A 25,701-nucleotide genomic window follows, 5' to 3' on the forward strand; every position below is an offset into this window, starting at 1 on the left:
CAAATGCGCTACTTACCTCTCAATGACACCGACCGTCAGGACATGCTGGCCAGGGTCGGCGTTGACCACATTGACGACCTTTTCGCCGACATTCCCGAAAAGGCGCGATTGAAGGACCTGTTGGACCTGCCGCGCCGGGCCAGCGAAATGCAGGTCGAACGGCAATTGTCCGCCATGGCCGCCAAGAACACACCGGCCGGCTCCGTGCCGTTTTTTGTCGGGGCGGGCGCCTACAAGCACCATGTGCCCGCCACGGTGGATCACCTGATCCAGCGGTCCGAGTTCCTGACCTCCTACACGCCTTATCAGCCGGAGATCACGCAAGGCACGCTGCAATACCTGTTCGAGTTCCAGACGCAGGTTGCCCGCCTGACGGCGATGGATGTGGCCAACGCCTCCATGTATGACGGCTCGACCGGTACCGGCGAGGCCGTGCTGATGGCCCACCGGATCACCAAGCGCAACAAGGCCGTATTGTCCGGCGGTCTGCACCCGCAATACCGCGAAGTGGTCGAGGGCCTGTCGGCCATGGCCGGCGACAAGGTCGTCAGCCTGCCGGCCGACCCGTCGGGCACCGAGGACATCCTCTCCCAGATCGACGATGAAACCTCGTGTGTTGTTGTGCAATGCCCGAGCTTCTACGGGCAGTTGATCGACCTGAAGCCGATCGCCGAAAAGGCGCACCAGCACAAGGCGCTCCTGATTGCTGTCTTCACAGAGGTCGTCTCGCTCGGCCTGATCGAGCCGCCGGGAACGCAAGGCGCCGACATCGTCGTGGGCGAAGGCCAATCCATCGGCAACGGCCTGAACTTCGGCGGACCCTATGTTGGCCTGTTCGCGACCCGCCAGAAATATGTCCGGCAAATGCCGGGCCGCCTGTGCGGCGAAACCGTCGATGCGGAAGGCAAGCGCGGTTTCGTGCTGACCTTGTCCACCCGCGAGCAGCATATCCGCCGGGACAAGGCGACCTCCAACATCTGCACGAATTCCGGCCTGTGCTGCCTCGCCTTCACGGTCCACATGTCCTTGCTCGGCGAGAAGGGCCTGACCAAGCTGGCCCGGATCAATCACGGCAACGCGGTGAAGCTGAAAAGGGCGCTGGCTGGCGTGCCGGGTGTCGAGGTGCTGAACACGGCCTATTTCAACGAGTTCACCGTGAAGTTGCCCAAACCGGCGGCTGCCGTGGTCGAAGCGCTGGCCGCGCAGAACATTCTGGCTGGCGTGCCGGTCTCCCGGCTGGAACCGGGCAAGCCTGAGTTGAAAAACCTGCTGGTGGTGGCGTCCACGGAAGTCAACACCGATGAGGACCGCGCGGCCTTGGCCGATGGGCTCAAGGCGGTGCTGACATGAGCGTCCCCCACATGAATGCCGACGTGATCAGTCATGAGGCACGGGACATTCTGATAGAGCTTTCGAGAGACGGTGAGCCGCGGGCTGCCAAGCTCGCGGGGATCGCCAACCGGCTGTCGCGCTTTCTGGATGACCCGGGCGTTCCGGACCAGTTGCGAAATGAGATCAGCGATATCTGCCGCGAAATCCGGGACCTCGGTCTTGGCCGGTTTGAGCGGGCCGCAGGAGCGGAAGACATGATCGTGGGACAGGTGATTTCCCTGCTTCTCGAGGCTTCCCAAAGCCAAGCGGATACACACGGATTAGGAGGGTTTTAATGAGCATGAACACCCAGGGCCGCCCGACGTCGGCGGGCGACACGGGCGAGAGCTTCCGCCCGAAAACCTTCACCGGCAACCGCGCGCTCGACATGGAAGAGCCGTTGATTTTCGAATTCGGCCGTCTGGACAATATGGGCGTCGACCTTGATGAGCCGGACACGTTCGAGAGCGAGCTGGGCGGACATGAGCGCACCGCCGAAATCGGCCTGCCGGGCTTGGCCGAGCCCGAAGCCATGCGCCACTTCGTGCGCTTGTCGCGCAACAATTACGCGATCGACAGCGGGCTCTACCCGCTCGGCTCCTGCACGATGAAGCACAATCCGCGTCTGAACGAAAAGATGGCGCGTCTTCCCGGCTTCGGCGATATCCACCCGCTGCAACCGGTCTCGACCGTGCCCGGCGCGCTGGAACTGATCGATGAACTGGCCCACTGGCTGATGGTGACCACCGGCACGTCGGCCGTCGCGATGAGCCCGAAGGCCGGCGCCCATGGCGAGTTGTGCGGGATGATGGCGATCAAGGCCGCGCATACGGCGGCCGGCCGGTCTCCGGAGATTGTGCTGGTGCCCGAAAGCGCCCACGGCACCAACCCGGCGACCGCCGCACTGCTGGGTTACAAGGTCGTGGCGATCGATGCCAAGGACGACGGCACCGTCGATCTGGCAGCTCTGACGGCGACGATCGCGCAGCACGAGGGCAACATCGCCGGCATCATGCTGACCAATCCGAACACCTGCGGACTGTTCGAGCGCGACATCATGGAAATCGCGGATCTGATCCACGCAGCGGGCGGCTTCTTCTACTGCGATGGCGCCAATTTCAACGCCATTGTCGGCAAGGCGCGGCCCGGCGATCTTGGCGTCGACGCCATGCACATCAACCTGCACAAGACCTTTTCCACGCCCCATGGCGGCGGCGGTCCGGGTTCCGGTCCGGTGGTCCTGTCGGACCGGCTCGCGCCCTTCGCCCCGCTGCCCTTCATTCGCAAGACCGAAGACGGCCTCGAACTGGTGGAAACGGACGCGGCTACCAAGGACGGCGAGCAGCCGTTCGGCCGCATGACCGCCTTCCACGGTCAGATGGGCATGTATGTGCGCGCGCTGGCCTATATGCAAAGTCATGGCTCCGACGGGTTGAGGCAGGCCTCCGAGGACGCGGTGCTCAATGCCAACTACGTGCGCGTCGGCCTGCAGGATCTGATGACGCTGCCCTTTGGCGAAAATCCGTGCATGCACGAGGTTCTGTTCGACGACAGCTTCCTGAAGGATACCGGCGTGACCACGCTCGACTTCGCCAAGGCGATGATCGACGAGGGGTATCACCCGATGACCATGTATTTCCCGCTGGTGGTGCATGGCGCGATGCTGATCGAGCCGACCGAATCGGAAAGCCGGGCCTCGCTGGATCTGTTCATCGCGACGATGCGGGATCTGGTGATGAGCGCCACGCGCGGGGAAACCCAGCGTTTTTCCGGCGCGCCGTATCTCGCGCCCCGGCGGCGTCTGGACGAAACCACGGCGGCCCGCAAGCCGGTGCTCAAGTGGAGCGAACCGGAACCGGCTGAGGTCACGCCGCAAGTGGCGGCCGAATAAGCAAGATCTTCCGGCGGGCGGCTATCGGGCAAACCGTTGCCGCCCGTCCCTTCTTCCAAAACTCAGTTTCCCAGTGTGTACAGGTTCCCAGTGTGTTCAGGGTCTAATCCAGCACCTTGTTTGTGCGGCATCCCGGGTTTTTCAGGTCATTTGGGTCAAGCCAAAGCCTCGGGTCATCCAGCGGAATGCCAAGGCCGTCCGCGTGTCTGTCCACCTTGAAGATCTTCCGGCCGGCGAGGTTCGCCCTCGCGATATCATCTTCGAAATACCGCCAGAAAATCTCGTCGAACGATCCGTCATCGATCATCATCCTCAATCCCGTCTCAAACCGCTTGGCAAGGTCGGGCCGTTTCGGCGTCACGAAAACGTATGTGGGATACGGCAGATAGACAGCGATATGCTGATCGATGGCGAGATTGGGGATCGACGATTTTCGTTGCGCGTGCTCGACGAAGATTTCGTCGATGCCGCGCCCGAAGGTCTCAAAGCGGTTGACGCGAAGCATCTCGAAAAGCCCGTCTTTGTCCGAGCCCTTGACGACTGTGAAACCGGCGGTCTCGAGCAGGTCCGTTGTCAACCACTGTTCAGCGGCGCCGGTCGTTATTTTCTTCAAGTCTGCCAGGCTCGAAACATCCGTGAGCAGGTCCTTGTTCTCTTCGGTGACGAAGAACAGCCGGTAGCCTTGAAGCCCCTTTCGAAGGGGGATGCGCACCGTGATGAGGTTTTTCTCCCATTCCGGCTTTGCCGGGACGGTTGCGTATTCGATATGCCTACCCTCGATCAGCTCGATTAGCAGCCGGTTCCGGGTAACCGGGATCGGGTCGCCGGCCCGTATTTCCGCAGCGTCCGGACCTTCCGTCCTGGCCAAGGCTGTTTTGAGCAGTTCATCGACATAATCGCCAGTGCTCTTGATGGTGTCCTTGTGCGGATGTTCGCAGGCGCGCGCCAGGTCCGGGTCTGACAGCCCGAGAGTGACAACAACCGCAAGGGCGGCGGACAGACAGCGGCACATTCTCAAGACCCCGTTAGATCTGCAGGAGAAAAGGAATGTCATAATGTATACAAAGAATTGTGCATTCATCGAATTGTATAAATTTTTTGACACTTTTTAATTACTGAGGATTGGCTTGTATTTTTTATATATAGCACTCGTAAAAATTGTGTTTACATGAAAATTCGGTCTCTGGCCGTTGGACTTACTTTCCGCAGCGACATCTTCGGTCAATTCACGGGGCCATCCACCGGACTGAAATGATTTTTGTTCATATGAAAGAAAATCGGGCGTCAGGCGGATAAATTCGGCCGCAGACCGGTTCGCCGATCAGAAAAGAGTTTCATGGGACCGCGAAGACCGCCAATCGTTGCCGCGCCCGGACGATGATTCCGCTTGACATCTGGCGGCCACTGGGGATGGTAGCGCCATGACACAGATCGTTGCCGCCACTTTTGCGTATTTTTATTACGTCACCGACATATCGGCGGCTGCGTAGGATCGTGTCTGACTAACATCCCTTCAAAAGCCGCCGCGTCAGGCGGCTTTTTGGTTTTCGAAGGACCGGCGCCTGACAGGTCCGGGCCAGGAAACCAAAACATGACACTCCATATGCTAGAGGCCGCCAAGCCGGCCACCGAACTCAAATCGGAAGCCCTTCAGGTTCTGTTGGAACGCGGGCTCATCAACCAGTGCACGGATCTGGAAGGTCTGGACAGCCGTCTGGCGAGCGGGGCCGTCACCGTCTACGCCGGCTTCGATGCGACAGCGGCGAGCCTTCACGTGGGGCACCTCATGCCGCTCATGACCTTGCGTTGGCTGCAAAAACTCGGGCATCGGCCGATCGCTGTGCTGGGTGGGGGAACCACGCAGGTCGGGGATCCCAGTTTCCGCAATGAGGCCCGGCCCTTGCTGGAGCAGCGGCAGATCGACGCCAATCTCGCCGGCATACGCCACTCGGTCGAACGGCTTTTGGACATGCGCGGCGCGGATGGCGCGCTTCTGGTCGACAACGCCGAATGGCTGACCGAGTTCAAGTTCCTCGAATTCCTGCGCGATTACGGCAGCCAGTTCACGGTCAATCGCATGATGACCTTCGAAAGCGTGAAGTCCCGGCTTGACAGCCAGATGCCCCTCACGGTTCTCGAGTTCTGCTACATGATGCTGCAAGCCGTCGACTTTCTGGAGCTTGCCCGCCGCCACGGGTGTGAGCTCCAGGTTGGCGGCTCGGACCAATGGGGCAACATCGTCAATGGCATCGAGCTTGGCCGCAAGGGCGACGGGCGCAAGCTGTTCGGGCTGACTGTGCCGCTGCTGACCACCGCGAGCGGATCGAAGATGGGCAAGACGGCGGCGGGGGCGGTCTGGCTTCATCCGGAACATTTGTCGCCCTTCGGCTTCTGGCAGTTCTGGCGGAACACGGCGGACGCGGATGTTGGCAAGTTCCTGCGGCTGTTCACCGAGCTGCCCGTCAACGAGGTCGAGCGGCTGTCCGCGCTTCAAGGGGCGGACCTCAATGAGGCCAAGAAGATCCTTGCAACCCAGGTGACCGGGATCGTCCATGGTGCCGATCAGGCACGGGCCGCGCTGGAAAAAGGCGAGGCGTTGTTCGCGGGCACCGCCGAACTCACCGAGCCCACGCACCGGCTTGACGCGGCGCGCCTGGCCGATGGCCTGGGGCTTCTGGAGTTGCTTGTCGGCATCGGGTTTGCCGACTCCAATGGCGAGGCGCGGCGCCTTGTCGAAGGCGGCGGCGTGCGCCTCAATGGCTTTGTCGTCGACGATGCGCGCCGGCGGATATCCAGCGGGGATCTTCAAGCCAACGACCGGCTGACCGTCGCTGTCGGCAAACGCAAGAAGGCGCTGGTCGGGTTCGGCTGAGGGCGGGTTCCGGGTCGGCGGCGCTCACATGGGAGCGCCGCTGAACTCGATCAGGTCCCAAAGATTGCCGTAAAGATCCTCGAACACGGCAACGATGCCATAGGCTTCTGTGCGCGGGGGGCGGACGAACCGGATACCCTTGGCCGAATAGGCCTCGAAATCCCGCCAGAAATCGTCGGTTTGCAGAAACAGGAAGACGCGCCCGCCGGCCTGGTCGCCGACATATCGGCTCTGGTGGTCGGTTGAGGCCCGTGCGAGCAGAAGGGACGTCGTTCCCGCGCCTTTCGGCTTGACCAGCACCCAGCGCTTGTTCTGCGCTGGCTGGTGCTCGTCGGCGATCAGCTCGAAACCCAGCGTTTCGACATAAAACGCGATGGCTTCGTCATAGTCGCGCACGACAACGGCGATGTGGGCAAGGCTTTGGGGCATGACAGGGTCCGGCAACAGATGCGGGGGCAGGGGCCCAAGGGCAGGGGCCCAAGGACAGGAGCCCAAGGGCAGCGGCTCAGGGGCAGGGTATCAGCGTCTGCCGCCGCCCGGCCGGAAAATCTTATCCCCGTTCGCAAAATCCGCCATACACTGAGGGCGTTCCTGTCCCACGGGGCCGAGACCGGACCGTCCGTTCGCGGTGGCAGGAACCGGGCTTCGAGGATGGCACGCGCGGTGTAACGGGCCGCGCGCGGCATCCGGCGGCCCGGGCGGGAAGTCCCTGCGGCGGGTTCGGCGCCGGCAGGTTTCCAGACGCTTGATCTCCGGCAGGGCCCGGGCCGGATCACCCGCAGCCCAGCAGAAACGAGACAGGCGCGCCCGCTTCGCTTTGGGAAACGGATCCCGGGCAGACGCGCCGTCTTGCCACCTCTCCCACCCCATCTCACACCGCCCGGCAAGTCCGGGGCGTCTGCCATCCCGTTCACTGGAACGGGGCTTTGAACACCCAAAACGCCGGGGCCTGCGCCCGCGGCGGCCTTTGCGCTGCCTGCAGGTCCGCGATAATCACCGGCGGCAGGCTCAAAAAGAAACCCCCGGAAGCTCACTCCTTGAGCCGCCGGGGGCAGATGTTCGCGGGGAACGCGAAGGTCTTTTTCTGCTTGTTATCTGTGCGGGTCGCCGGCCCCTCAGGCCTGCAACCTTGATCGGATTTCCTTGCGCAGGTCGTCGATCGGCGCCTTTTTCGTCCCGGACCCCGTGTGCCAGAAGGTCCAGCCGTTGCACGCGTCCTGGCCCTGCACCAGCGCGCCGACCTTGTGGATCGAACCGGTATGCGGTCCCGCTTTCAGCGATCCGTCGGCCCGCACGATCGCCTCGTGCCTGCCTTTGGCGCAGGTGAGCCGGGTGCCGGCCTCGAGCAGGCCGGTTTCCAGCAAGGTGCCGAACGGGATGCGCTTTTCCGCCCGCTTGCCCTTGTGCATTTCGAGGGCGGACGGATCGTTCGGCGTGATCGCCTCAAGGCGGGCGCGCGCGGCGTCGATATAGTCCTGCTCCCGTTCGACCCCGACATAGGACCGGCCCAGTTTCTTGGCCACGGCCCCGGTGGTGCCGGTTCCGAAGAAGGGGTCAAGCACCACATCACCGGGGTTCGAGGAGGCGGTGAGGATCCGGTAGAGCAGGGCCTCGGGCTTTTGCGTTGGATGAACCTTTTGGCCGCCGGCGTCCTTCAGGCGTTCCGATCCGGTGCACAGCGGCAGGTACCAGTCTGAGCGCATCTGAAGGTCGTCGTTGAACGCCTTGAGCGCATCGTAGTTGAAGGTCGGTTTCGCCTGTGGGCTTTTGGTGGCCCAGATGATCGTCTCGTGCGCATTGGTGAAGCGTTTGCCGCGGAAATTCGGCATCGGATTGGACTTCAGCCACACGATGTCGTTCATGATCCAGAATTCGAGATCCTGCAGCATCGCGCCGACGCGGAAGATGTTGTGATAGGACCCGATCACGTAAAGGGACGCATCCGGTTTCATCACCCGCCGCACGGCGAGCAGCCAGGCACGGGTGAAGGCGTCATAGGCTTCGAAGCTCTCGAACTGATCCCAATGATCATCGCAGGCATCGACCTTGGACTGGTCGGGCCGGTGGAGATCGCTGCCGAGTTGCAGATTGTAGGGCGGATCGGCGAACACCAGATCCACGGATTTGGACGGCAGCTTTTCCAGGGCGGCCACGCAGTCGCCCTTCAAGATCGTGTTCAGCCAGGACGCCCCGGCGTCCCGCTGAGAAGAGGGGTGGGGTGCCGCGAAGGACACCCCGGTACGCAGTACACTCATTGCGACGCAATACCTCACGCAATTTCGAGTGTCATAGTTACCGGGTTTGGTAAATCAGCCGTTAAGAGCGGAAGGTAAAAAAATCTTCGGATTCAATGGTTTGTTTACTTCGGTAAAACATTTACAGGAAGTTAATCGCAGCGCTTGCAAAGACCGGCGGAAATCTGGCGCTTTGCCGCCACCGGCCGGGCGCGGCGTTGCAAATTGCATTAACCGGCGCGGTATGGCGGGCCGTGCATTTTCTGTCCGGCCGGCTTGCGAGCTGCCCTTGCGCGTGACCTCTCCGGCTCCGCAGCTCATCGCCGCGTCGAAAACCGGTCGGGCCGTGCCTCTGTCTGCCGTGCCAGAGGGAGAAAGGGGAGGCGCGATCGCAAACGGTGGACAAGTGCCGCCGCCACAAGACATGAAACGCTGTTCGGAGCGTGAAAAATTCTTCAAAGTCTTCTGGTCCTCCCTTGACCTGCACGCACAGCGTTCCGACGTCTGGCGGTCAAGCACACCAATAAGGAGAATGCCTTGTCCGAGCCCCTTTATCGAACCCCGGCGCAGCCGTCCCGTCCCGTCCGGTATGCTCCCGAACGGCCGCTCGAAGCCTTTTCGGACGCGGAGAAGGCGGTGGACCGCCTGATCGAGATTTTCGAGGACAACACTGCTTTTCTGCGCGCGGCCTTTCAGAATGTGCTGGACGGCGACGGGGCCGAGGGGCGCGTGCGGGCCTTCTATCCCCAGGTCCAGATCGTGACCGATAGCCATGCCCGTCTCGACAGCCGTCTGGCCTACGGGTTCGTGTCCCGTCCGGGCGGGCACGCGACAACGATCACCCGGCCTGACCTGTTTCGAAGCTATCTGATCGACCAGATTTCCCTGTTGATTCGAAACCATGAAGTTCCGGTGATGGTTGGCGAGAGCGACATGCCGATCCCGCTCCATTTCGCCTTTTATGACGGAACCCATGTGGAGGGCGGAGCAGCGGCCGCCCAATTGAACGTGCCGCTGGCCGACATTTTCGATCTGCCGGATCTGTCGGTGATGGATGATGCCATCGCCAATGGCACCTACGAACCGGCCAACGGTCTTTTGCCGCTGGCGTCCTTCACCGCGCCACGGGTCGACTATTCCCTCCACCGACTGCAGCACTACACGGCGACAGCGGCCGAACATTTTCAAAATTATGTGCTTTTCACGAACTACCAGTTCTACATCGACGAATTCTGCCAGATGGCGAGGAACCTGCTGGCCGATCCGCGGAGCGGCTACGAGGCTTTTGTCGAGCCGGGAAACGTCCTGACCCGAAGGGGCGAGAGCGCCCCCTCACAAGGGAACGCCCCGGCCAAACTGCCCCAGATGCCGGCCTATCACCTCAAGCGGCCGGACCATGGCGGCATCACCATGGTCAATATCGGCGTCGGGCCCTCCAACGCCAAGACTATCACCGACCATGTCGCGGTCCTGCGCCCGCATGTCTGGCTGATGCTGGGTCACTGCGCGGGCCTGCGCAACAGCCAGACCCTTGGGGATTATGTCCTGGCGCATGGCTATGTGCGCGAAGACAATGTCCTGAACCAGGACCTGCCGACATGGGTGCCCATCCCCCCGCTGGCGGAGGTGCAGGTCGCCCTCGAGGACGCCGTGGCGGAAATCACCGGGTATGACGGCTATGATCTCAAGCAGATCATGCGCACGGGCACGGTGGCGTCGATCGACAACCGCAATTGGGAGCTTTGGGATCAGAAGGGTCTTGTGCGGCGTTTCTCGCAATCACGCGCCATCGCGCTCGACATGGAGTCCGCTACCATCGCGGCCAACGGTTTCCGGTTCCGGGTGCCCTACGGGACGCTGTTGTGCGTTTCCGACAAGCCGCTGCATGGCGAACTGAAATTGCCCGGCATGGCGACGGAGTTCTACAAGCGGCAGGTTGCCCAGCATCTTGAGATCGGGATCCGGGCCCTGGAAAAGCTCCGCGACATGCCGAGCGAACGGTTGCATTCGCGCAAGCTCAGAAGCTTTGCGGAAACAGCGTTCCAGTAGCAACGAAGGTCGTTTGGCCGGTGTCGGCGGCCAAGGGCAAAAGCCTGCCCCGGAGGGGGCAGGCGGAGCGGATGGCAGGGTGGCAAAGTTCTTCTGCCCACTTCGATGGCCAGCTTCGTGGGCGGGCCTGGATCCCGCTCAGTTGCGCATGTAGCGCCTGAGCGCGGGGCCGGACTGCACCATGGTGGTGGGTTCTCGTGCCTGCACCGATTGCGGCAGGGGCGAAGCTTGAACACACGTGTTGCAGCCGCAGGCCGAGTATCCCGGCCAGGCGGGCGGAGACTGATTGGTCCAGGAACCGACCCAGCCGCCGGCGGCTTGGCACAGGGGCGTGCAGATTGCCGGTGCCTGGGAATTGTTCCCCGGATAGGTTGTGCTTGCCAGATCGCAATGGCCTGAAAAGGCGCCCAGCACGGCGCTCTGGACGGTGCCGCCAAACGCGTGGAAGGTCGCCCGGTTGGTGGTTGGCATGCTGACCAGCTCGGTCGGTTTCGCATTCAGGATATCCGACATTTGCCCATAAAGCGGATCAACCGAACTCAACGCATTGAGCACACTCGTGCGGGCGGGGAACAGATAGGACAGTTCCCCGGTGGGCGGCGCAATGGCGTTCTGCATCGTGGCCTGTTCCGTCATGATATTCGCCAGCACAAACGGCAGTGTTCCGTTGTTGGCCAGGAACGGGGACTGGTCGTTCACCCCCACGACATCGGCATAAAACATGTTCGGAGTGTTGGTGTTGTCGGTCCAGGGGAAGGCGCGGAGCTGCAGGTTCTGGCGGGTGGTGTCCGACATTTGCGACATGCTTTCGGAGAACCCGATGGAGGTGCGGCCATATCCCTCGCTGAAATACCCGGCCCGGACATATTGGTCCTCCACACCCTGCAAAGGCGGAACAGCGCCTGTCAACGCATTGTAGTAGCTGGATGTTTCAGAAATTCCAGCCAGCGATTGGATGATCGACTGGTCAAGCTGGGTCATTGACGGCCAGTTGCCGGTGTCCAGGTAGCCCTTGATCATGTAGTTGACGCCGATGGTCGTTTTGCCCGACATGTTCATCATCGCGCCGGACATGCCGAAGGGCACCGGGCTGATATAGATGCCGTCGGTGTTCACGGCTTCGAAATCCGAAAGGGTTGTCACCCCGGCCATCCCCGCATCACCGGTCCGGTAGAACATGATGTTCGTGCATCCGAGCATCGGCAGCGCATACATGTCGTTGTTGGGAAGCTTCAAGGCGGCGTCCGCGTAGGGCACGAAGTCCGATGCGTTCGTGATCTGGGCGGCCGGGATCTGTGTGGTCTGGGTCTTCCAGTACTCCAGATACATGGCGTCATAGACAAACACGTCGATCGGAACCTGGGTGCCGCTGCCATTGGTATAGACCGGATCGGAGCCATAGCCGCCGTCCCAGATGTTTTCATCGGCGATCAGATAGAGTTTTTCCGTTTGTCCCGCGGATTGCCAGGCCGCGCAGATGGCCGACGTGAAAGCGCCCATGTCCGGGACGTAGGGATAGACGGCGGCCGTGATGCAGGTCTCGCCATCGGTGCAGATCGCATCGCAGTTTTGCGCCGAGGCCGGGGATACGAAGAGGACGGCCGCAATCAGCACGCCTTTCGAAATCAAGATGTTTCGGAAATGCTTTGGCATGGCTTGCCCTCCTGACAATGTGCGTCCGGATGACTCTTGCATGATGCCGCTAGGGTATGCAATTTCAAATTTAAAGAAAAAAATTTACACGCAAAATGAGAGGTGGGCCCAGGAACAAAAAACACGGCCCGTCTGGGGCCGCGTTTCCCGTCAGATCAATTGGGGCGATCCGTCAATTGGGGCGATCCGGCTTATTCCGCTTCGTCCGCCGGTGCAGCGTTCAAAAGGCCATAGCGCTCTTCGCCGATCTTCTCGAGTAGCTCGAGCTGGGTCTCCAGAAAGTCGATATGACCTTCTTCGTCCTGAAGAAGCTCTTCGAAGATCTTCATGGTGACGATGTCGCCTTCCTCGCGGCAGATTTCTCGCGACTTGGAATAGGACGCGCGGGCGTCGTATTCGCCGGCCAGATCACACTCGAGCACTTCCTTCACATTCTGCCCGATGCGCAAAGGGGCAAGTGTCTGCATGTTCGGGTGGCCTTCGAGGAAAATGATCCGGTCGGTGATCTTGTCCGCGTGATGCATCTCTTCGATTGACTCTTCACGCTCTTTCTTCGCCAAACGCGCGTAGCCCCAATCGGACAGGAGGCGGTAGTGCAACCAGTATTGGTTGATTGCCCCAAGCTCCAAAAACAGCGCCTCATTGAGGCGTTCGATAACTTTTTCACTACCCTTCATGGCGACCGGCTCCGTTGTTCCAGGATCAATATGTGGCCCAGTTTAGAACTATTCTACTTTGCGCGTCCATCCCCGGATCACTCCATGGGGCAAAAAGGTGGGTAAAAAAAATCCGCCGCGGGAGCGGCGGACCTTTTTCAGCGGCGATCCGACAGGGCGCGCCACCTGGGTGACCCCGGGCTTTAAGAGGCGGGCAGGATGACCGTGTCGATGACGTGGATCACGCCATTCGTTGCTTCGATGTCGGCGGTCACAACCGTGGCATCGTTGATCTTCACGCCGTCGGTGGCATTGACGGCAATAGTGCTGCCCTCGACGGTGGCGACATCCATGGACTTCCCGGCAATGTCGGAGGACATCACTTTGCCCGGCACCACGTGATAGGTGAGGATCTTGACGAGCTGATCCTTGTTTTCCGGCTTCAGAAGGTCTGCCACGGTGCCTTCGGGAAGCTTGGCGAACGCCTCGTCCGTCGGTGCGAAGACGGTGAACGGACCGTCGCCCTTCAGGGTCTCGACCAAATCGGCGGCCTGAACCGCTGCCACCAGCGTCTGGAACGTTCCGGCGTCCACGGCCGTATCCACGATGTCCTTTTCAGCCGCCTTTGCGACAGAAAGAGGCACAACCATCAACAGTGCGATAGCCAGTTTCTTGAAGAATGTCATTGAAGTCTCCCAGATTAAATTGTCTGCAAGTCTGCAAGGTCAAGCGCCACGCGAACTAAACAATAAGTAAGCGTGCCTGGCTTGTTGGTTTGCGCCTTGCTTACGGGGCTGGGAAACAGGCGGATCGTTCGATTGCGGCTTATTAATAAAAATTAATATTGTGATCTGAAAGCAAAAAAGGACCTTCCCGCCCAAGGGGAGAACAGGCTGCAAGAACCCGTGTCCCGGGTGGGATGGAGCTTGGCCGGGACCGGTTTGATGCAGATCATGGCACGAATTCTTATATTCAGAAAAATGAATATAAAGAAAGGAGACAGTCATGCTTCTCGCGCTTCCGAACTTGGGCGAACGCTACTCGCCGCTCTACTTCCTGGCCGCTCTCGGAGCGGGCGGTTTGATGGTCACGTTCTTCATGTATCTCATGTTCTGGGTGCCGCACCCCGGCCAGCCGGTGCCCGTGTTCGAGGACATCGCCGCTGCCCTGGCCGCCGGGCCGATGCCACTGAAAGCGGCGGTCGCAATCGCTTGGGCCGGCATCCTGTTTTTCGCCTATCTGCATGTGCGCCTGCTGGTCTGGAACCTGCGGCAATACACACGTTTCCGGGCGACAAACGCTTACAAGACGCTGGTTTCCGGCAATGGTGAAACCCAGCTGATGGCGATCCCCCTGACCCTGGCCATGACCATCAATGGCGGGTTCATTCTCGGCCTCGTTTTTGTGCCCGGGCTATGGACCGTGGTTGAATACCTGTTCCCGTTGGCCCTGCTTGCCTTCCTCGGGGTGGGCTGGTTCGCATTCCGCCTGCTTGGCGCATTCTTCGCCCGTGTGCTGACGCAGGGCGGGTTCGACTGCGCGGTCAACAACAGCTTCGCGCAGCTGCTTCCGGCTTTCGCGCTGGCCATGATCGGGGTCGGGCTCGCAGCCCCGGCCGCAATGAGCGATACCCAGCTGGTCGCGGGTTTGAGCTACATCGCTTCGACCTTCTTCATCGTCTCGGCGGTGGTGCTGGGAAGTGTCGCGCTGTTTCTGGGGTTCCGCTCCATGCTGGAGAATGGGGCGAGCCCCGAAGCCGCTCCCACGCTTTGGGTCGCTATCCCCATCGCCACGGTGATTTCCATAGCGTTGATGCGCCAGGAACACGGCCTGCATGTCCATTTCGACGCGCATGCGGCGGCCGCGGCCAACTTCACCATGCTCACGCAGATGCTCGCCCTGCAGCTTCTGTTTGCGCTTCTGGGGGCGGCCGTCCTGAAACGGATCGGCTATTTCGGATCCTACGTCTTTGGGCCGAAGACGTCCGCTGGATCCTATGCCCTGGTTTGCCCGGGTGTCGCCCTGTCCGTGCTGTTGCACTTCTACATCAACAAGGGGCTCGTGGAGGTCGGGCTGGTGGAACAGTTCTCCGCCGGGTATTGGGCGATGACGGCCTTTGCGATTGGTCTGCAAGTCGCCACCATCGTGCTGGTCTTCAAGCTGAACGCCAAGCACTTTGCTTCCGGGCACATGGAGCCCGCCATGTCGCCCGCGCGGTAAGGCACGGAAGGGGTGCGGTTGGCGGCCATGTCCAGCCACCAGCGGAGGGCCGATACCCCCTGCTGCCGGAACGGGTTCAGCGGTGCCGGATCGGGATCGATTGAGTACCCGAAGCTGATCGCTTCTTCAGTTGCTGGGCATCTTCGGGCGTCTTTGACAAGACGCCCGGTGCTTTAGCGGAATTGTGGTCCGTGGCACCAGCAGGTGAGGGAGTGGCGCGTTCCCCGGGTGACCGGGGTCACGCGGTGGGCAACGAAGCTGGCAAACAGGGTTGCCGACCCTTCCTCCCGGTCGGCGGCGCGGGGCGACCCACCCACGGAGGTTTCAAGATCGCCGCCGTCGTAGGAGGCGGCATCACTCAATTGGGCCACGATGGTCAGTTTGCGCTGGCGTGCCAGCGGGCCGTCTCCGATGTCGGAATGCCAGTCGTAATGCCCCTCATCGGTTTGATGGTAGGCGGCAACCTGAAGCCGTTCCTTGAAATCCGTGATATCGAACTGAAACCGCTCCCGATTGGCGATCGCGACAGCGTCAACGATCTTGTCCATCACCCAGCCGGCGTCGCCCCGGTCGTCCAGCCATGAGATGTCCGCCCGGCGGATGTTGTGCTCCCGAACGCCGCCGACAAGGCCGCCCTGTTTCTGGCGCGACGCTTCGCTCAAGGCGATGATCGCCCGTGTTTGCTCTGGATTGAACAGTTTCGAGAGGGTGTGGGTGAACATGTTTGACCGCTTTCCCGCAGACAAATGAACCGGCCGCTCCAATAGGGCTAAAGGCCGGTTCATTGCAACTGGGAAACACAGCCGGCGAACAAAGTCCCGAACGCCGGGGCGTCCGGCTCACACCTCGTCCCCCAAGGCTTCCGCAAGCACTTTGCGCATCACGGTCGGCAGGGCTTCGTCGCCGAGTGTCCCCCGGTCGGCCCACCAGCTGCCGTCCTCGGGCCGGTCGGCGGCGGGAACCTGGGCCCGCCAGACCGTCAGGATCAGATGGAAATGGGTGAACGTGTGCCGAACGGGTGTGGTGTGCCGGCGCCAATCTGCCGTCAGGGGCGCGTGCGACAGCGCGGCGGCGGCGTCGAAACCCTCTTGCCATTCCGAGCCCGGCACTTCCGTCATGCCTCCCAGCAGCCCCCGGGGCGGGCGCCGGCGCAGCAGGACCGAGCCGTCGGCGCTGTTGATGGCGACGAAAGCCGCGCCCTCCCGTGTCGGCTTGTCCTTTTTGGGAGCCTTGTTCGGCAGGGTTTCTGCAAGGCCCGAGGCCCGCGCCGAACAGGAGCCGGTCCAGGGGCAAATCGCGCAGGCCGGCCGCTTCGGGGTGCATATCGTGGCGCCAAGGTCCATCACCGCCTGGGCGAAATCGCCGGGCCGGTCCGCCGGCGTGAGATCCGCCATTGCCGCCCGGATCTCCGGCTTGGCCGCGGGCAAGGGGGTTGTGATCGCATGGAAGCGGCTCAGGACCCGTTCCACATTTCCATCCACAACCGGCGCGGGGCGGTCAAACGCGATGGCGGCAATCGCTGCGGCCGTGTAGGGGCCGATCCCGGGAAGGGCCAGCAATCCGTCCTCTGTGTCCGGAAAAACGCCGCCAAGGTCGTTCGCAACGATCTGTGCGCATTTTTTCAGGTTGCGGGCGCGCGAATAATATCCAAGCCCGGCCCAGGCTTTCATGACATCCTCGTCGTCCGCCGCGGCAAGATCACGGACGGTGGGCCAAAGCCGGACGAATTTTTCGAAGTAATCCTTGACCGCGGCCACCGTGGTTTGCTGCAGCATCACTTCCGACAGCCAGATCTGATAGGGATCCGGCACGATGCCGCATTGGCGGTCGCGCGGAGAGACGCGCCAGGGCAACGACCGGGCATGCCGGTCGTACCAATTCAGAAGGTCAACGGTTGAAGTGGTCGCGCGCATCAGGGAACACCTGCCGTTTTCGGATCCGGTTGCAAGCACAGCGCCGGAAAAGACTGGGGAAAAGCATGGGAAAACCATCTCGTGATTTCCACTGGAGAAGGCAAATCTTTCTTTTGTTGCAAATGCGCGCGAATCTGCGTGGGGTGCTGGTGGTAAGGCGCGTTGCCTTTATGATCTTTTTGCGGAGGCAAGACTTTGACCGCGAATGCGGGACGTTCCGGGGTGCGTCGCAAGACCACACATGACCTTGCGGACCTGGTCGGCAAGGCGGTGACCCCTGCGTGCCGGAAACGCGGATTTGCGTCCCTGGATCTGTTGTCCGCCTGGCCGGACATTGTCGGCGGCCGCTATGGCGAACGGGTGCGACCGGTCCGGTTGATCTGGCCCCGGCAGGGTCGGGACCCGGTGCCCGGCGAGCAAGATCCGGTGTGCGCGGCCACTTTGCTGGTTCATGCGGATGGCCCGACAGCGCTCTTCCTGTCCCACGAAACCGGACAGATCCTCTCCCGCATCAACGCGTTTTTCGGCTGGCAGGCCGTCGAACGGATCAAGATCGTGCAAAAGCCGGTCACCGTCAGAAAGCCGGCCGAGAAAAAAACCTTGCGTGGTCTGACGGAGGCGGAGGAAAGCGCACTGGAGGACAAGCTGTCCACGGTCGGCAACGACCGCCTGCGGGCCGCCTTGAAGAAGCTCGGGGCGCAGGTCATCGCCAAATCGGATGACTGAACATGCATCCGGAGACACCGCGTCTTCACATGTGTTTGACCAGCTTTCCTTTTCCTGACCCGTTTCCTGCCATAATTTACCCGTTGAGTTGACCGGCGTCGCTCGGCGGGGCACAGATTGGCCGGTCGAAAGACACCAGATTTCAAACGTGAACAGGATGTTGATACAGTGACCGTATCTCGCAGGACTTTTCTCAGCGCAGCTTCCGGATTGGCTCTCACGGCCGGTGTGTTCGGCATTACCGATGCCCGGGCGCAGAGCGTGAACCCGGAAGACCTTCTGAAACCGGGTCCTCTGGGAGACAAGAGCATCGGTGACGAGAACGCGCCGGTCACGATTGTCGAATATGCGTCCATGACCTGCGGCCACTGCGCCAATTTCCACAACGAGACCTATAAGGAACTGAAGAAGCGCTATGTCGACAGCGGACAGGTGCGCTTCATCTTCCGCGAATTCCCGCTGGATGCCGTCGCTTCGGCCGCATTCATGCTCGCCCGCTGCGCACCGGAAGACAAATATTTCGATGTCGTCGACATCATGTTCGAACAGCAGCGCGCCTGGGCCTACACGGAAAATCCCTACAATGCCCTGCTGAACTTTTCCAAGCAGATCGGATTTACACAGGAGTCCTTCGAGCAGTGCTTGACAAACCAGGACCTGCTTGACGCAGTGAATGCGGTGCGGGAGCGCGGGTCCGCCGAGTTCGGCGTCACGTCGACCCCGACCTTCTTCATCAACGGGGACAAGCACACCGGAGCGCTGTCTATTGAGGAAATGTCGAAACTCATCGAAGAGAAGCTTTGACGCCGGCGCGCTGCACAGCCGTCCGGCCGCTTCGGTCGTGAGTTTCAAACACGCTGACAGGGCGCGTCTTTCCGCGGGGAGGGCGCGCCCGTGAAGTTTTCCAAGCTGAGGGTTGTCGGGTTCAAGTCCTTTGTCGAGCCGATGGAATTCATCATCGGCGACGGATTGACCGGCGTTGTCGGCCCTAATGGCTGCGGCAAGTCCAACCTCGTGGAAGCCCTGCGATGGGTGATGGGGGAAAACTCCTACAAGAACATGCGTGCCTCGGGCATGGACGATGTTATTTTTTCGGGCAGCTTGAACCGGCCGGCCCGGAACACGGCGGAGGTCATCCTCTATCTGGAAAATCCGGACCGGACCGCGCCGCAGGCCTTCAATGATGCGGACATGCTGGAGGTCAGCCGCCGGATCGAACGCGAATCGGGCTCGAACTACAAGGTCAACGGCAAGGACGTTCGCGCCCGTGACGTTCAGCTTCTGTTCGCCGACGCATCGACCGGTGCCCGGTCCCCGGCCATGGTTCGCCAGGGGCAGATCGGGGAGTTGATTTCCGCCAAGCCGACCGCCCGCCGGCAGATCCTTGAGGAAGCGGCCGGGATTTCAGGGCTGCATTCGCGGCGCAAGGAAGCCGAAATGCGGCTGCGGGCCGCCGAAACCAATCTCGACCGCCTCGAGGACGTTCTGGTTCAGATCGATGGCCAGCTCGACAGCCTGCGCCGGCAGTCCCGCCAGGCGAGCCGGTACCGGAACCTGTCCTCTGAAATCCGCTCGGCCGAAGCCGGGATCCTGTATCTGAGATGGACGGCCGCCCGAGACGCGCTCGAGCAAGCGGAACACCAGTTTTCGGTTGCTGAGCGGGCCGTGAACGACGCCGCCGCCTTGCAGGCCGAGGCGGCCCGGTTGCAGGCGATCTCGGCCCACAAGCTGCCGCAGCTGCGCGAGGCGGCTGCTTCCGCCGCTGCCGCGCTGCAGCGTCTGGTGCTAGCGGGAAACGAGCTCGATTCGGAAGAACGGCGGATCAAGGAGCGGTTGCAGGATATCGACCGGCGCCTGGCGCAGCTTGCCGACGACATTGCCCGCGAACAGCGCCTTGTCAGCGAGAATGATGAGGTTCTCGAACGCCTCGCGGAGGAGCGGGCCGAACTTCTGGAAGAAAACGAAGCCGTTCTTGAGCGAAGCGAGGCGGCCGGGGAAAAGGTGGCCGAGGCCGGTGCGCGGGTCGAGGAGCTGGAAACCCTGCTGTCGCAAAAGACATCCGCGCAGGCCCGGAACCTTGCCGCGCGCCAGTCGTTGGAAAGCAGGGTTCAGGACGCCCGCCAGCGGGCCGGCCGGATGAAAGCCCAGGCGGCTGAGGCCGAAACCGCGCTTCTGGCGGTGACCGCTGAACTCGACGCGGTGAAAGGGGTCGCCGGCCGGCGCGAGGCCGTTGAGATGGCGGAAGAAGCTTTGGCGGAAGCCGAGGCTCTGTCGGACAGCGCGGCCGAGCGGACCGAACTCATGCGCGCCGCCGAGGCCGAGGCCCGAACCGGCCTGACCGATGCGCAGCGGGACTTGTCGAGCCACGAGACGGAGGCGCGAACCCTCAAGCAGATCCTCAGCGCCTCGGCCGGGGGAGAATATCAACCGGCGGTGGACCGGATGGACGTTGCCCCCGGTTTTGAAACCGCGCTGGGCGCGGCCTTGGGCGAGGATCTGGAAGCGCCGATAGAGGCTGGCGCGCCGGTCCGCTGGTCGGGTACCGCGGCGGCGGAGGACGACCCGGCCTTGCCGCCGGGCGTGGTGCCGCTGGGCGATCACGTGAAGGCCCCTGCGGAATTGGCGAGGCGGCTGGCGCAAATCGGCGTGGTTGATGAAAAGGATGGTCCGGCGCTGGTTTCGGGGCTCAAGCCCGGACAGCGTCTTGTGTCGCGGTCCGGGGATTTGTGGCGATGGGACGGGTTCGTTGTCGCGGCCGATGCCCCGACGCCGGCGGCCCAGCGGCTTGCGCAGAAAAACCGCCTGTCCGAACTTGCCGATCAGATCGAAAGCATGCGGCAGGCCGTGCACGGCAAGCAGGCTGTCCTGGAAGAGGCGGCAGCCGCCGTGGTTGAGGCCGCCCGGGCGGAACAGGAGGCACGGCAGCGCGTGCGGGACGGCCAAGGGGCGGTCGCTTCGGCCCGCGAGGCCCTGGCCCAGGCGGAACGCGCGCTGACCCAGCTTGCCGAGCGCAAGGCGAGCGCGGAGGAGCGGCTGGCCCAGCTGCGCCTTGAGGCGGCCGAAGCGCAGGAAGGGCTGGCCGAGGCGGAAGAACAGCTCGCCGGAATGCCCGGCCTGTCGGGGCTTGAGGACGAAATCGCGGCCCTTCAGGCCGATGTTGCCGGCGCGCGGACCGCGTTGACCGAGGCCCGCGCCATCGCCGAAGGCATGACGCGCGAGCAGCTGATGCGGGACAGGCGGTTGGCGGCGATCGCGCGCGAATATGAGAACTGGCGGACCCGCGCGGCCAATGCAAGCGCACAGATCGATGTGCTGAACGCCCGGCGCGAGGAAGCGGCGGAAGAGCGCGAGGAGCTGATCGAGGCGCCCGAAGAGATCGAACTGAAACGCCGGGACCTGTTTTCCGCGATTGCAAGGGCGGAACAGGAAAAGAAAGACCGTGATGACGAACTGCAGAGCGCGGAAGCGGATCTGCGGGATATGGATCAGGCCGCCAAGGCGGCCCTCGAAGCGCTGTCGGGCGCCCGGGAACAGAAAATCCGCGTCGAGGAGCGCCTCGGGGCGGCGCGGGAACGAAAGTTTGGGCTCGAGCGGCGGATCGGGGAGGATCTGAATGTGGCCGTTGCCGCGCTGCCGGAGATGGCCGGACTGAAAGACGGGGCTCCGTTGCCGGATGCCGATGCGCTGGACCGCAAACTTGAGAGACTGAGGTCCGAGCGGGAACGGCTCGGCGGGGTGAACCTGCGCGCCGACGAAGAACTGAAGGAAATTGATCAGCAAAAAGCGACCCTGACAGGCGAGCGGGACGATTTGATCGAGGCGATTCGCCGGCTGCGGACCGGCATATCCAATCTCAACCGGGAAGCGCGGGAACGGCTGCTGGCGTCGTTCAATGTGGTCAACGATCATTTTCAGCGGCTCTTCACGCATCTGTTCGGCGGCGGAACGGCCGAACTGCAGCTGGTCGATTCGGAAGATCCGCTGGACGCGGGCCTGGAAATCATTGCGCGCCCCCCGGGCAAAAAGCCGCAGACCATGACGCTTCTGTCAGGCGGAGAGCAGGCGTTGACCGCAATGGCTCTGATCTTCGCGGTCTTCCTGACCAACCCGGCGCCGATCTGCGTGCTCGACGAAGTCGATGCGCCGCTCGATGACGCCAATGTCGAGCGCTATTGCGATCTTCTGGACGAAATGGCCCGCCGGACGGACACCAGGTTCGTGGTGATCACTCACAACCCGATTACGATGGCCCGAATGAACCGGTTGTTCGGCGTGACCATGGCCGAGCGCGGGGTGTCCCAACTGGTCTCCGTGAGCCTGGAAACCGCCGAACGATTCCGCGATGCGGGCTGACAGCCGGTGCCCAAATGTGTTGTCGGCGCCGCGGCGCCTTGCATTGCCGCTTTACCTCGGATTTCAAAAATAAGAAAAACAAATAAAATCAATGAATTAATTCCTTTTCGGCTTTTCTTGACAGGGCACAGGGTGCCGACTATGGTGCGCGCGGCTTACGGGGGTAAACCGGCTGCCGGACTGAAGCGACAACCGGTGCGAGGGGCACATGAACGGCTCATCACACAACGGCGACGATTCTGGCCGCGACCGGGAAGATCCCAAGGTGGGACTGTCTGAACGGCGGGACCGGCTGAACCAGACGCTTGCGGATCGGGCGGCGGCGGAGCAACGCGCCAATGCCGGGCTGAAAAGCGAAAAATCGGGCTACGGCCTGGCAGTGAAGCACTCGTCGGAGTTCATTGCCGGGATCGTGACCGGTGGCGGGATCGGCTGGCTTCTGGACCAGTGGTTGGGCACCAGCCCTTTCGGGTTAATTGTGTTTTTACTGCTGGGATTTGCAGCTGGGGTCTTGAACATTCTGCGCTCGGCGGGGTATGTCGCAGAGCCTGAAGCAAGTCTCGACCGGAAGCGGCCGGACGACGATGGTTCCAAGTCCTGAATTTGCGCGTAGTGCGCTTGGTTTGAACAAGTGAAGAAGGCTGACCGGTGGCAAACGATCCGATCAAGCAGTTTGAGATCCAGCGTCTTTTCCCGATCGAAGTCGGGGGCTTGGATTTCTCTTTCACCAACTCTTCGCTGTTCATGGTTGCCACAGTGGCAACCGCGGCGGCATTCCTGATCATGACGACGAGCGGGCGGGGTTTGGTCCCATCGCGCATGCAGTCGGTGTCCGAGCTCGCCTATGAGTTCGTGGCGGGCATGTTGCGCAGTTCGGCGGGGTCCGAGGGGATGCGGTTCTTCCCCTTTGTGTTCTCGCTCTTCATGTTCGTCCTCGTCGCGAACCTTTACGGGATGTTCCCGTATTTCTTCACCGTCACAAGTCATATCATCGTGACCTTCGCGCTGGCCATGCTGGTGATCGGAACCGTGACGATCTATGGCCTGATGCGTCATGGCACCAAGTTCTTTCACCTGTTCGCGCCGTCCGGCGTGCCCCCGGTGCTGCTCGTCATCGTGGCGCCGATCGAGGTGATCTCGTTCCTCTCGCGTCCGATCAGCCTGTCGGTTCGCTTGTTCGCGAACATGCTGGCGGGTCACATCACGCTGAAGGTGTTTGCCGGCTTTATCGTCAGCATGACGGCCGCCGGAGCGGTTGGTGTGGCCGGGTCCATCCTGCCCTTGCTGATGACCGTGGCGATCACCGCACTCGAGTTTCTCGTGTCGTTCCTTCAAGCTTACGTGTTCACGGTTTTGACGTGCATGTATCTGAACGACGCCCTTCACCCGTCACACTAAAACTGAGTTCAGGGGGTTGCGGTCCGCGATCCCCCTCGCAACCTCTGCATAAACACTACGTAGGAGCACGTGTCATGGAAGCAGAAGCAGCAAAGTACCTCGGCGCCGGCATCGCAACTCTGGGCATGGGTGGCGCAGCCATCGCCCTCGGCACCATCTTCGGAAACTACCTGAATGGCGCCCTGCGCAACCCGACCGCCGCTGACGGTCAGTTCGGCCGCCTCGTGTTCGGCTTCGCCGTGACGGAAGCTCTCGGCATCTTCTCGCTGCTGATCGCACTTCTTCTCCTCTTCGCCGTCTGATCTCTGTTCAGTTAGAGACGTTTGACGCGACTCCGGGGGCGGCGGTAGCGCCGCCCGACCGGATCTTGGAGAGTGGAAATGGCAGGCACCAGCGACACCAATACGCAACTTCATATTCCGGCCGAAGAGATCGGGGCGGGGAATTTTCCGCCATTTGACAGCTCGACCTATGCTTCCCAGCTCCTGTGGCTGGCGATCACGTTCGGTGTGTTCTATTGGATCATGAAGAACGTGGCTGTGCCGCGTATCGCCGGGATCCTGGAAGACCGCCGGGATCGCATCGCTGGCGACCTTGGCGAGGCCAATCGTCTGAAACAGGAAACAGACGACGCTATCGCAGCCTATGAGCAAGCGCTCGCCGAAGCCCGTGCCAAAGCGCATGGGATCGCGCACGAAACCCGTGAAAAGCTCAAGGCCGAACAAAACGCGCGGCGCGACAAAGCCGAAGCGGAATTGGCTGAAAAGCTTGCTGCCGCCGAACAACACATCGCTGGCGTCAAGTCCGATGCCATGGCCAAGATCGAAGACATTGCGGGCGACACCACGTCTGCTCTGGTTGAAGCTCTTGTCGGCAAGGCGCCGACAAAGACCGATTTGACCAAGGCAATGAAAAGCGCCTTGAACTAACGGAGACCCCGATGGATTCGTCATTTTGGGCCCTCGTTGGTCTGATCCTTTTCTTCGCGCTGATCACCTATCTCAAGGTCCCGGGGCTCATCACCCGCGCCCTCGACAAGCGCGCCGATGACATTCAAAACGAACTGGACGAAGCCCGCCGGCTTCGCGAGGAAGCGCAGGCGCTGCTGTCCGACTATCAGCGCAAGCGCCACGAGGCCGAAGAGGAAGCCAAGGCAATCATCGCCGAGGCGAATACCGAAGCCGAGCGGCTGACCCTTGAAACGAACCGGGCGCTGGAAGAGATGATCGCCCGCCGCTCCAAGGCAGCCGAGGACAAGATCGCGCAGGCGGAAAGCCAGGCCGTTGCCGAAGTCCGCGCCCGCGCCGCCGACATTGCCGTGAAAGCGGCCGAGCAAATCCTGACATCGAATGTCAAGGACAAGCTTGCCGACGACATCATGGCCAAGAGCATCGACCAGGTGAAAGCCAACCTCAACTGACGCTTTCAGATGCCTGAGCGAACGACAAAAGCGGCTCCCCCGAGCCGCTTTTTTTGTTTAGCGATCAAGTGGGCTCTTGAATGCGCCGAGCGCGGTCCTCTTGCTTGACCGTAACGACGGCGCACCCAGGCTGTACGACTTTCTGGTTCTCAATATCTTATGAACGTCTCGTACCTTGGCAGGTTTTGTTTGCATTCTCTTTTTCAAGATGCTGCAGTGCCGGTGAGTAAAATCAAAATATATTGGGGTTCGTTGTCCAATGCGGATTTCTCTCATGGCCGTTCCTTTCGTGCTTCTAGCAACAATCCTGCCTGAAAGAGTTGACGCCAAATCCTGTGTGATCTCGGATCCGACGGATCGCGCTTTGAATGTCCGGGAAACGCCAAATGGCCGTGTGATCAATAGACTGAAGAACGGTCGAACGGTCGAAATCACCCAGTTCGAGAATGACGCCAAAGGCAGGCCGTGGGGCTATGCCACGGGGTATTATGAGGGCCGGTTCCGGAATTGGGGATGGGTCTTCATGGAAGCGCTTGCGTGTGGCGGTCCGAAAGATATTTCTCAGATCGCGGGCAAATCGTGCGTTGTTGCCGACCCCGTTGACCCCACTTTGAATGTCCGTGCCACGCCGAATGGGGAATTGATCAACCGGCTCCGCAACGGCAGGATAATCAGAATAACCGAGATCCGCGATGATGCGAACGGACGCCCCTGGGGATATGCCGTTGGAAATTTCAATGGCCAGTTCCGGAACTGGGGTTGGGTCTTTTTGCAACACGTTGATTGCTCTAATGCCCCACTGGATGAAGCTGTCGCGGGCGGAGGCGATCCGGCCCGGTCCGCCACGCCGGTCACGTCTCCCGTTGAAAGCGAACTCAAAAAGCCGAGCCAGGAGCAGCAAGAGGACTTCAATGCATGGTTGGGCATAAGCTGATGTCGGTCCGC

The 25,701-nt window shown here is 61.5% G+C and carries 23 protein-coding genes; 15 read left to right on the top strand and 8 right to left on the bottom strand.

Annotated features, from left to right (window positions below; translation table 11 throughout):
- Positions 1–3: 3 nt before the first annotated feature.
- Genes gcvPA through gcvPB form a run of 3 tightly spaced genes read left to right on the top strand, consistent with a single transcriptional unit; the run spans position 4 to position 3,262 of the window.
- Positions 4–1,350, top strand: coding sequence for an aminomethyl-transferring glycine dehydrogenase subunit GcvPA (gene gcvPA, locus F0184_RS12875; protein WP_150496591.1), 1,347 nt, complete (start codon positions 4–6; stop codon positions 1,348–1,350).
- Positions 1,347–1,667, top strand: a complete 321-nt coding sequence (locus tag F0184_RS12880; RefSeq protein WP_150496592.1) for a hypothetical protein — start codon at positions 1,347–1,349, stop codon at positions 1,665–1,667. Before gcvPA ends, F0184_RS12880 begins: the two co-directional genes overlap by 4 nt.
- Complete coding sequence (gene gcvPB, locus F0184_RS12885; protein WP_150496593.1) at positions 1,667–3,262, top strand: aminomethyl-transferring glycine dehydrogenase subunit GcvPB; 1,596 nt, start codon at positions 1,667–1,669, stop codon at positions 3,260–3,262. Before F0184_RS12880 ends, gcvPB begins: the two co-directional genes overlap by 1 nt.
- A gap of 103 nt (positions 3,263–3,365) precedes the next feature.
- On the opposite strand, the gene F0184_RS12890 is transcribed toward gcvPB, so the two are convergent.
- Positions 3,366–4,274: a type 2 periplasmic-binding domain-containing protein gene (locus tag F0184_RS12890; protein ID WP_172972102.1), complete on the bottom strand. Its 909-nt coding sequence runs from the start codon at positions 4,272–4,274 to the stop codon at positions 3,366–3,368.
- A gap of 579 nt (positions 4,275–4,853) precedes the next feature.
- Here F0184_RS12890 and tyrS point away from each other — a divergent pair.
- On the top strand, positions 4,854–6,134 hold the full coding sequence (gene tyrS / locus F0184_RS12895; protein WP_150496595.1) for a tyrosine--tRNA ligase: 1,281 nt from the start codon (positions 4,854–4,856) through the stop codon (positions 6,132–6,134).
- 24 nt (positions 6,135–6,158) lie between these two features.
- Here tyrS and F0184_RS12900 read toward each other — a convergent pair whose 3' ends face one another.
- Together F0184_RS12900 and F0184_RS12905 are read right to left on the bottom strand one after the other, a co-directional pair.
- Complete coding sequence (locus F0184_RS12900; RefSeq protein WP_150496596.1) at positions 6,159–6,563, bottom strand: VOC family protein; 405 nt, start codon at positions 6,561–6,563, stop codon at positions 6,159–6,161.
- A gap of 686 nt (positions 6,564–7,249) precedes the next feature.
- Positions 7,250–8,389 carry a site-specific DNA-methyltransferase gene (locus tag F0184_RS12905; RefSeq protein WP_150496597.1) on the bottom strand — a complete coding sequence of 380 codons (1,140 nt, stop codon included), beginning with the start codon at positions 8,387–8,389 and terminating at the stop codon, positions 7,250–7,252.
- Between the two features lie 516 nt (positions 8,390–8,905).
- Between F0184_RS12905 and F0184_RS12910 the strand changes: the two genes are divergently transcribed.
- Positions 8,906–10,417 carry an AMP nucleosidase gene (locus tag F0184_RS12910; RefSeq protein ID WP_150496598.1) on the top strand — a complete coding sequence of 504 codons (1,512 nt, stop codon included), beginning with the start codon at positions 8,906–8,908 and terminating at the stop codon, positions 10,415–10,417.
- A 138-nt stretch (positions 10,418–10,555) separates the two neighbouring features.
- Here the strand turns inward: F0184_RS12910 and bcmE are convergent, their stop codons facing one another.
- From bcmE to F0184_RS12925, 3 genes are all read right to left on the bottom strand, one after another.
- On the bottom strand, positions 10,556–12,070 hold the full coding sequence (gene bcmE, locus F0184_RS12915; RefSeq protein WP_172972103.1) for a thiamine pyridinylase: 1,515 nt from the start codon (positions 12,068–12,070) through the stop codon (positions 10,556–10,558).
- Positions 12,071–12,261: 191 nt separating this feature from the next.
- Positions 12,262–12,747 (bottom strand): bacterioferritin, encoded by a 486-nt coding sequence (gene bfr, locus F0184_RS12920; protein WP_150496600.1) that lies wholly within the window; start codon positions 12,745–12,747, stop codon positions 12,262–12,264.
- Positions 12,748–12,929: 182 nt separating this feature from the next.
- On the bottom strand, positions 12,930–13,412 hold the full coding sequence (locus F0184_RS12925) for a fasciclin domain-containing protein (protein WP_150496601.1): 483 nt from the start codon (positions 13,410–13,412) through the stop codon (positions 12,930–12,932).
- A gap of 319 nt (positions 13,413–13,731) precedes the next feature.
- Between F0184_RS12925 and F0184_RS12930 the strand changes: the two genes are divergently transcribed.
- Entirely contained in the window at positions 13,732–14,946 is a 1,215-nt protein-coding gene (locus tag F0184_RS12930; protein WP_150496602.1) for a TsoY family (seleno)protein, read from the top strand.
- A 173-nt stretch (positions 14,947–15,119) separates the two neighbouring features.
- Here F0184_RS12930 and F0184_RS12935 read toward each other — a convergent pair whose 3' ends face one another.
- Both F0184_RS12935 and mutY read right to left on the bottom strand, forming a co-directional pair.
- Positions 15,120–15,668, bottom strand: coding sequence for a 2OG-Fe(II) oxygenase (locus tag F0184_RS12935; RefSeq protein ID WP_150496603.1), 549 nt, complete (start codon positions 15,666–15,668; stop codon positions 15,120–15,122).
- 117 nt (positions 15,669–15,785) lie between these two features.
- The gene (gene mutY, locus F0184_RS12940) at positions 15,786–16,859 is read right to left on the bottom strand and encodes an A/G-specific adenine glycosylase (protein WP_150496604.1); all 1,074 of its coding nucleotides are present in this window, start codon (positions 16,857–16,859) and stop codon (positions 15,786–15,788) included.
- A gap of 195 nt (positions 16,860–17,054) precedes the next feature.
- On the opposite strand from mutY, the gene F0184_RS12945 reads away from it, so the two are divergent.
- The 9 genes from F0184_RS12945 to F0184_RS12985 all read left to right on the top strand — a co-directional run bounded on the left by F0184_RS12945 (position 17,055) and on the right by F0184_RS12985 (position 25,690).
- Entirely contained in the window at positions 17,055–17,585 is a 531-nt protein-coding gene (locus tag F0184_RS12945; RefSeq protein ID WP_150496605.1) for a DUF721 domain-containing protein, read from the top strand.
- 168 nt (positions 17,586–17,753) lie between these two features.
- Positions 17,754–18,389, top strand: a complete 636-nt coding sequence (locus tag F0184_RS12950; protein ID WP_150496606.1) for a DsbA family protein — start codon at positions 17,754–17,756, stop codon at positions 18,387–18,389.
- Between the two features lie 90 nt (positions 18,390–18,479).
- The gene (smc, locus tag F0184_RS12955) at positions 18,480–21,938 is read left to right on the top strand and encodes a chromosome segregation protein SMC (RefSeq protein ID WP_150496607.1); all 3,459 of its coding nucleotides are present in this window, start codon (positions 18,480–18,482) and stop codon (positions 21,936–21,938) included.
- Between the two features lie 208 nt (positions 21,939–22,146).
- The gene (locus F0184_RS12960; protein ID WP_150496608.1) at positions 22,147–22,539 is read left to right on the top strand and encodes an AtpZ/AtpI family protein; all 393 of its coding nucleotides are present in this window, start codon (positions 22,147–22,149) and stop codon (positions 22,537–22,539) included.
- A 47-nt stretch (positions 22,540–22,586) separates the two neighbouring features.
- Positions 22,587–23,336 (top strand): F0F1 ATP synthase subunit A, encoded by a 750-nt coding sequence (locus tag F0184_RS12965; protein WP_150496609.1) that lies wholly within the window; start codon positions 22,587–22,589, stop codon positions 23,334–23,336.
- A gap of 74 nt (positions 23,337–23,410) precedes the next feature.
- Positions 23,411–23,638, top strand: coding sequence for a F0F1 ATP synthase subunit C (locus F0184_RS12970; RefSeq protein WP_150496610.1), 228 nt, complete (start codon positions 23,411–23,413; stop codon positions 23,636–23,638).
- Between the two features lie 78 nt (positions 23,639–23,716).
- The gene (locus F0184_RS12975; protein WP_150496611.1) at positions 23,717–24,265 is read left to right on the top strand and encodes a F0F1 ATP synthase subunit B; all 549 of its coding nucleotides are present in this window, start codon (positions 23,717–23,719) and stop codon (positions 24,263–24,265) included.
- Between the two features lie 11 nt (positions 24,266–24,276).
- A complete protein-coding gene (locus F0184_RS12980) occupies positions 24,277–24,756 on the top strand; it encodes a F0F1 ATP synthase subunit B family protein (protein WP_150496612.1) in 480 nt (159 codons plus the stop codon).
- A 274-nt stretch (positions 24,757–25,030) separates the two neighbouring features.
- Positions 25,031–25,690, top strand: coding sequence for an SH3 domain-containing protein (locus F0184_RS12985; RefSeq protein WP_150496613.1), 660 nt, complete (start codon positions 25,031–25,033; stop codon positions 25,688–25,690).
- Positions 25,691–25,701 lie beyond the last annotated feature (11 nt).

Origin of the sequence: Roseibium aquae (genome assembly GCF_008711285.1) — a bacterium.
Classification (GTDB): Bacteria; Pseudomonadota; Alphaproteobacteria; order Rhizobiales; family Stappiaceae; genus Roseibium; species Roseibium aquae.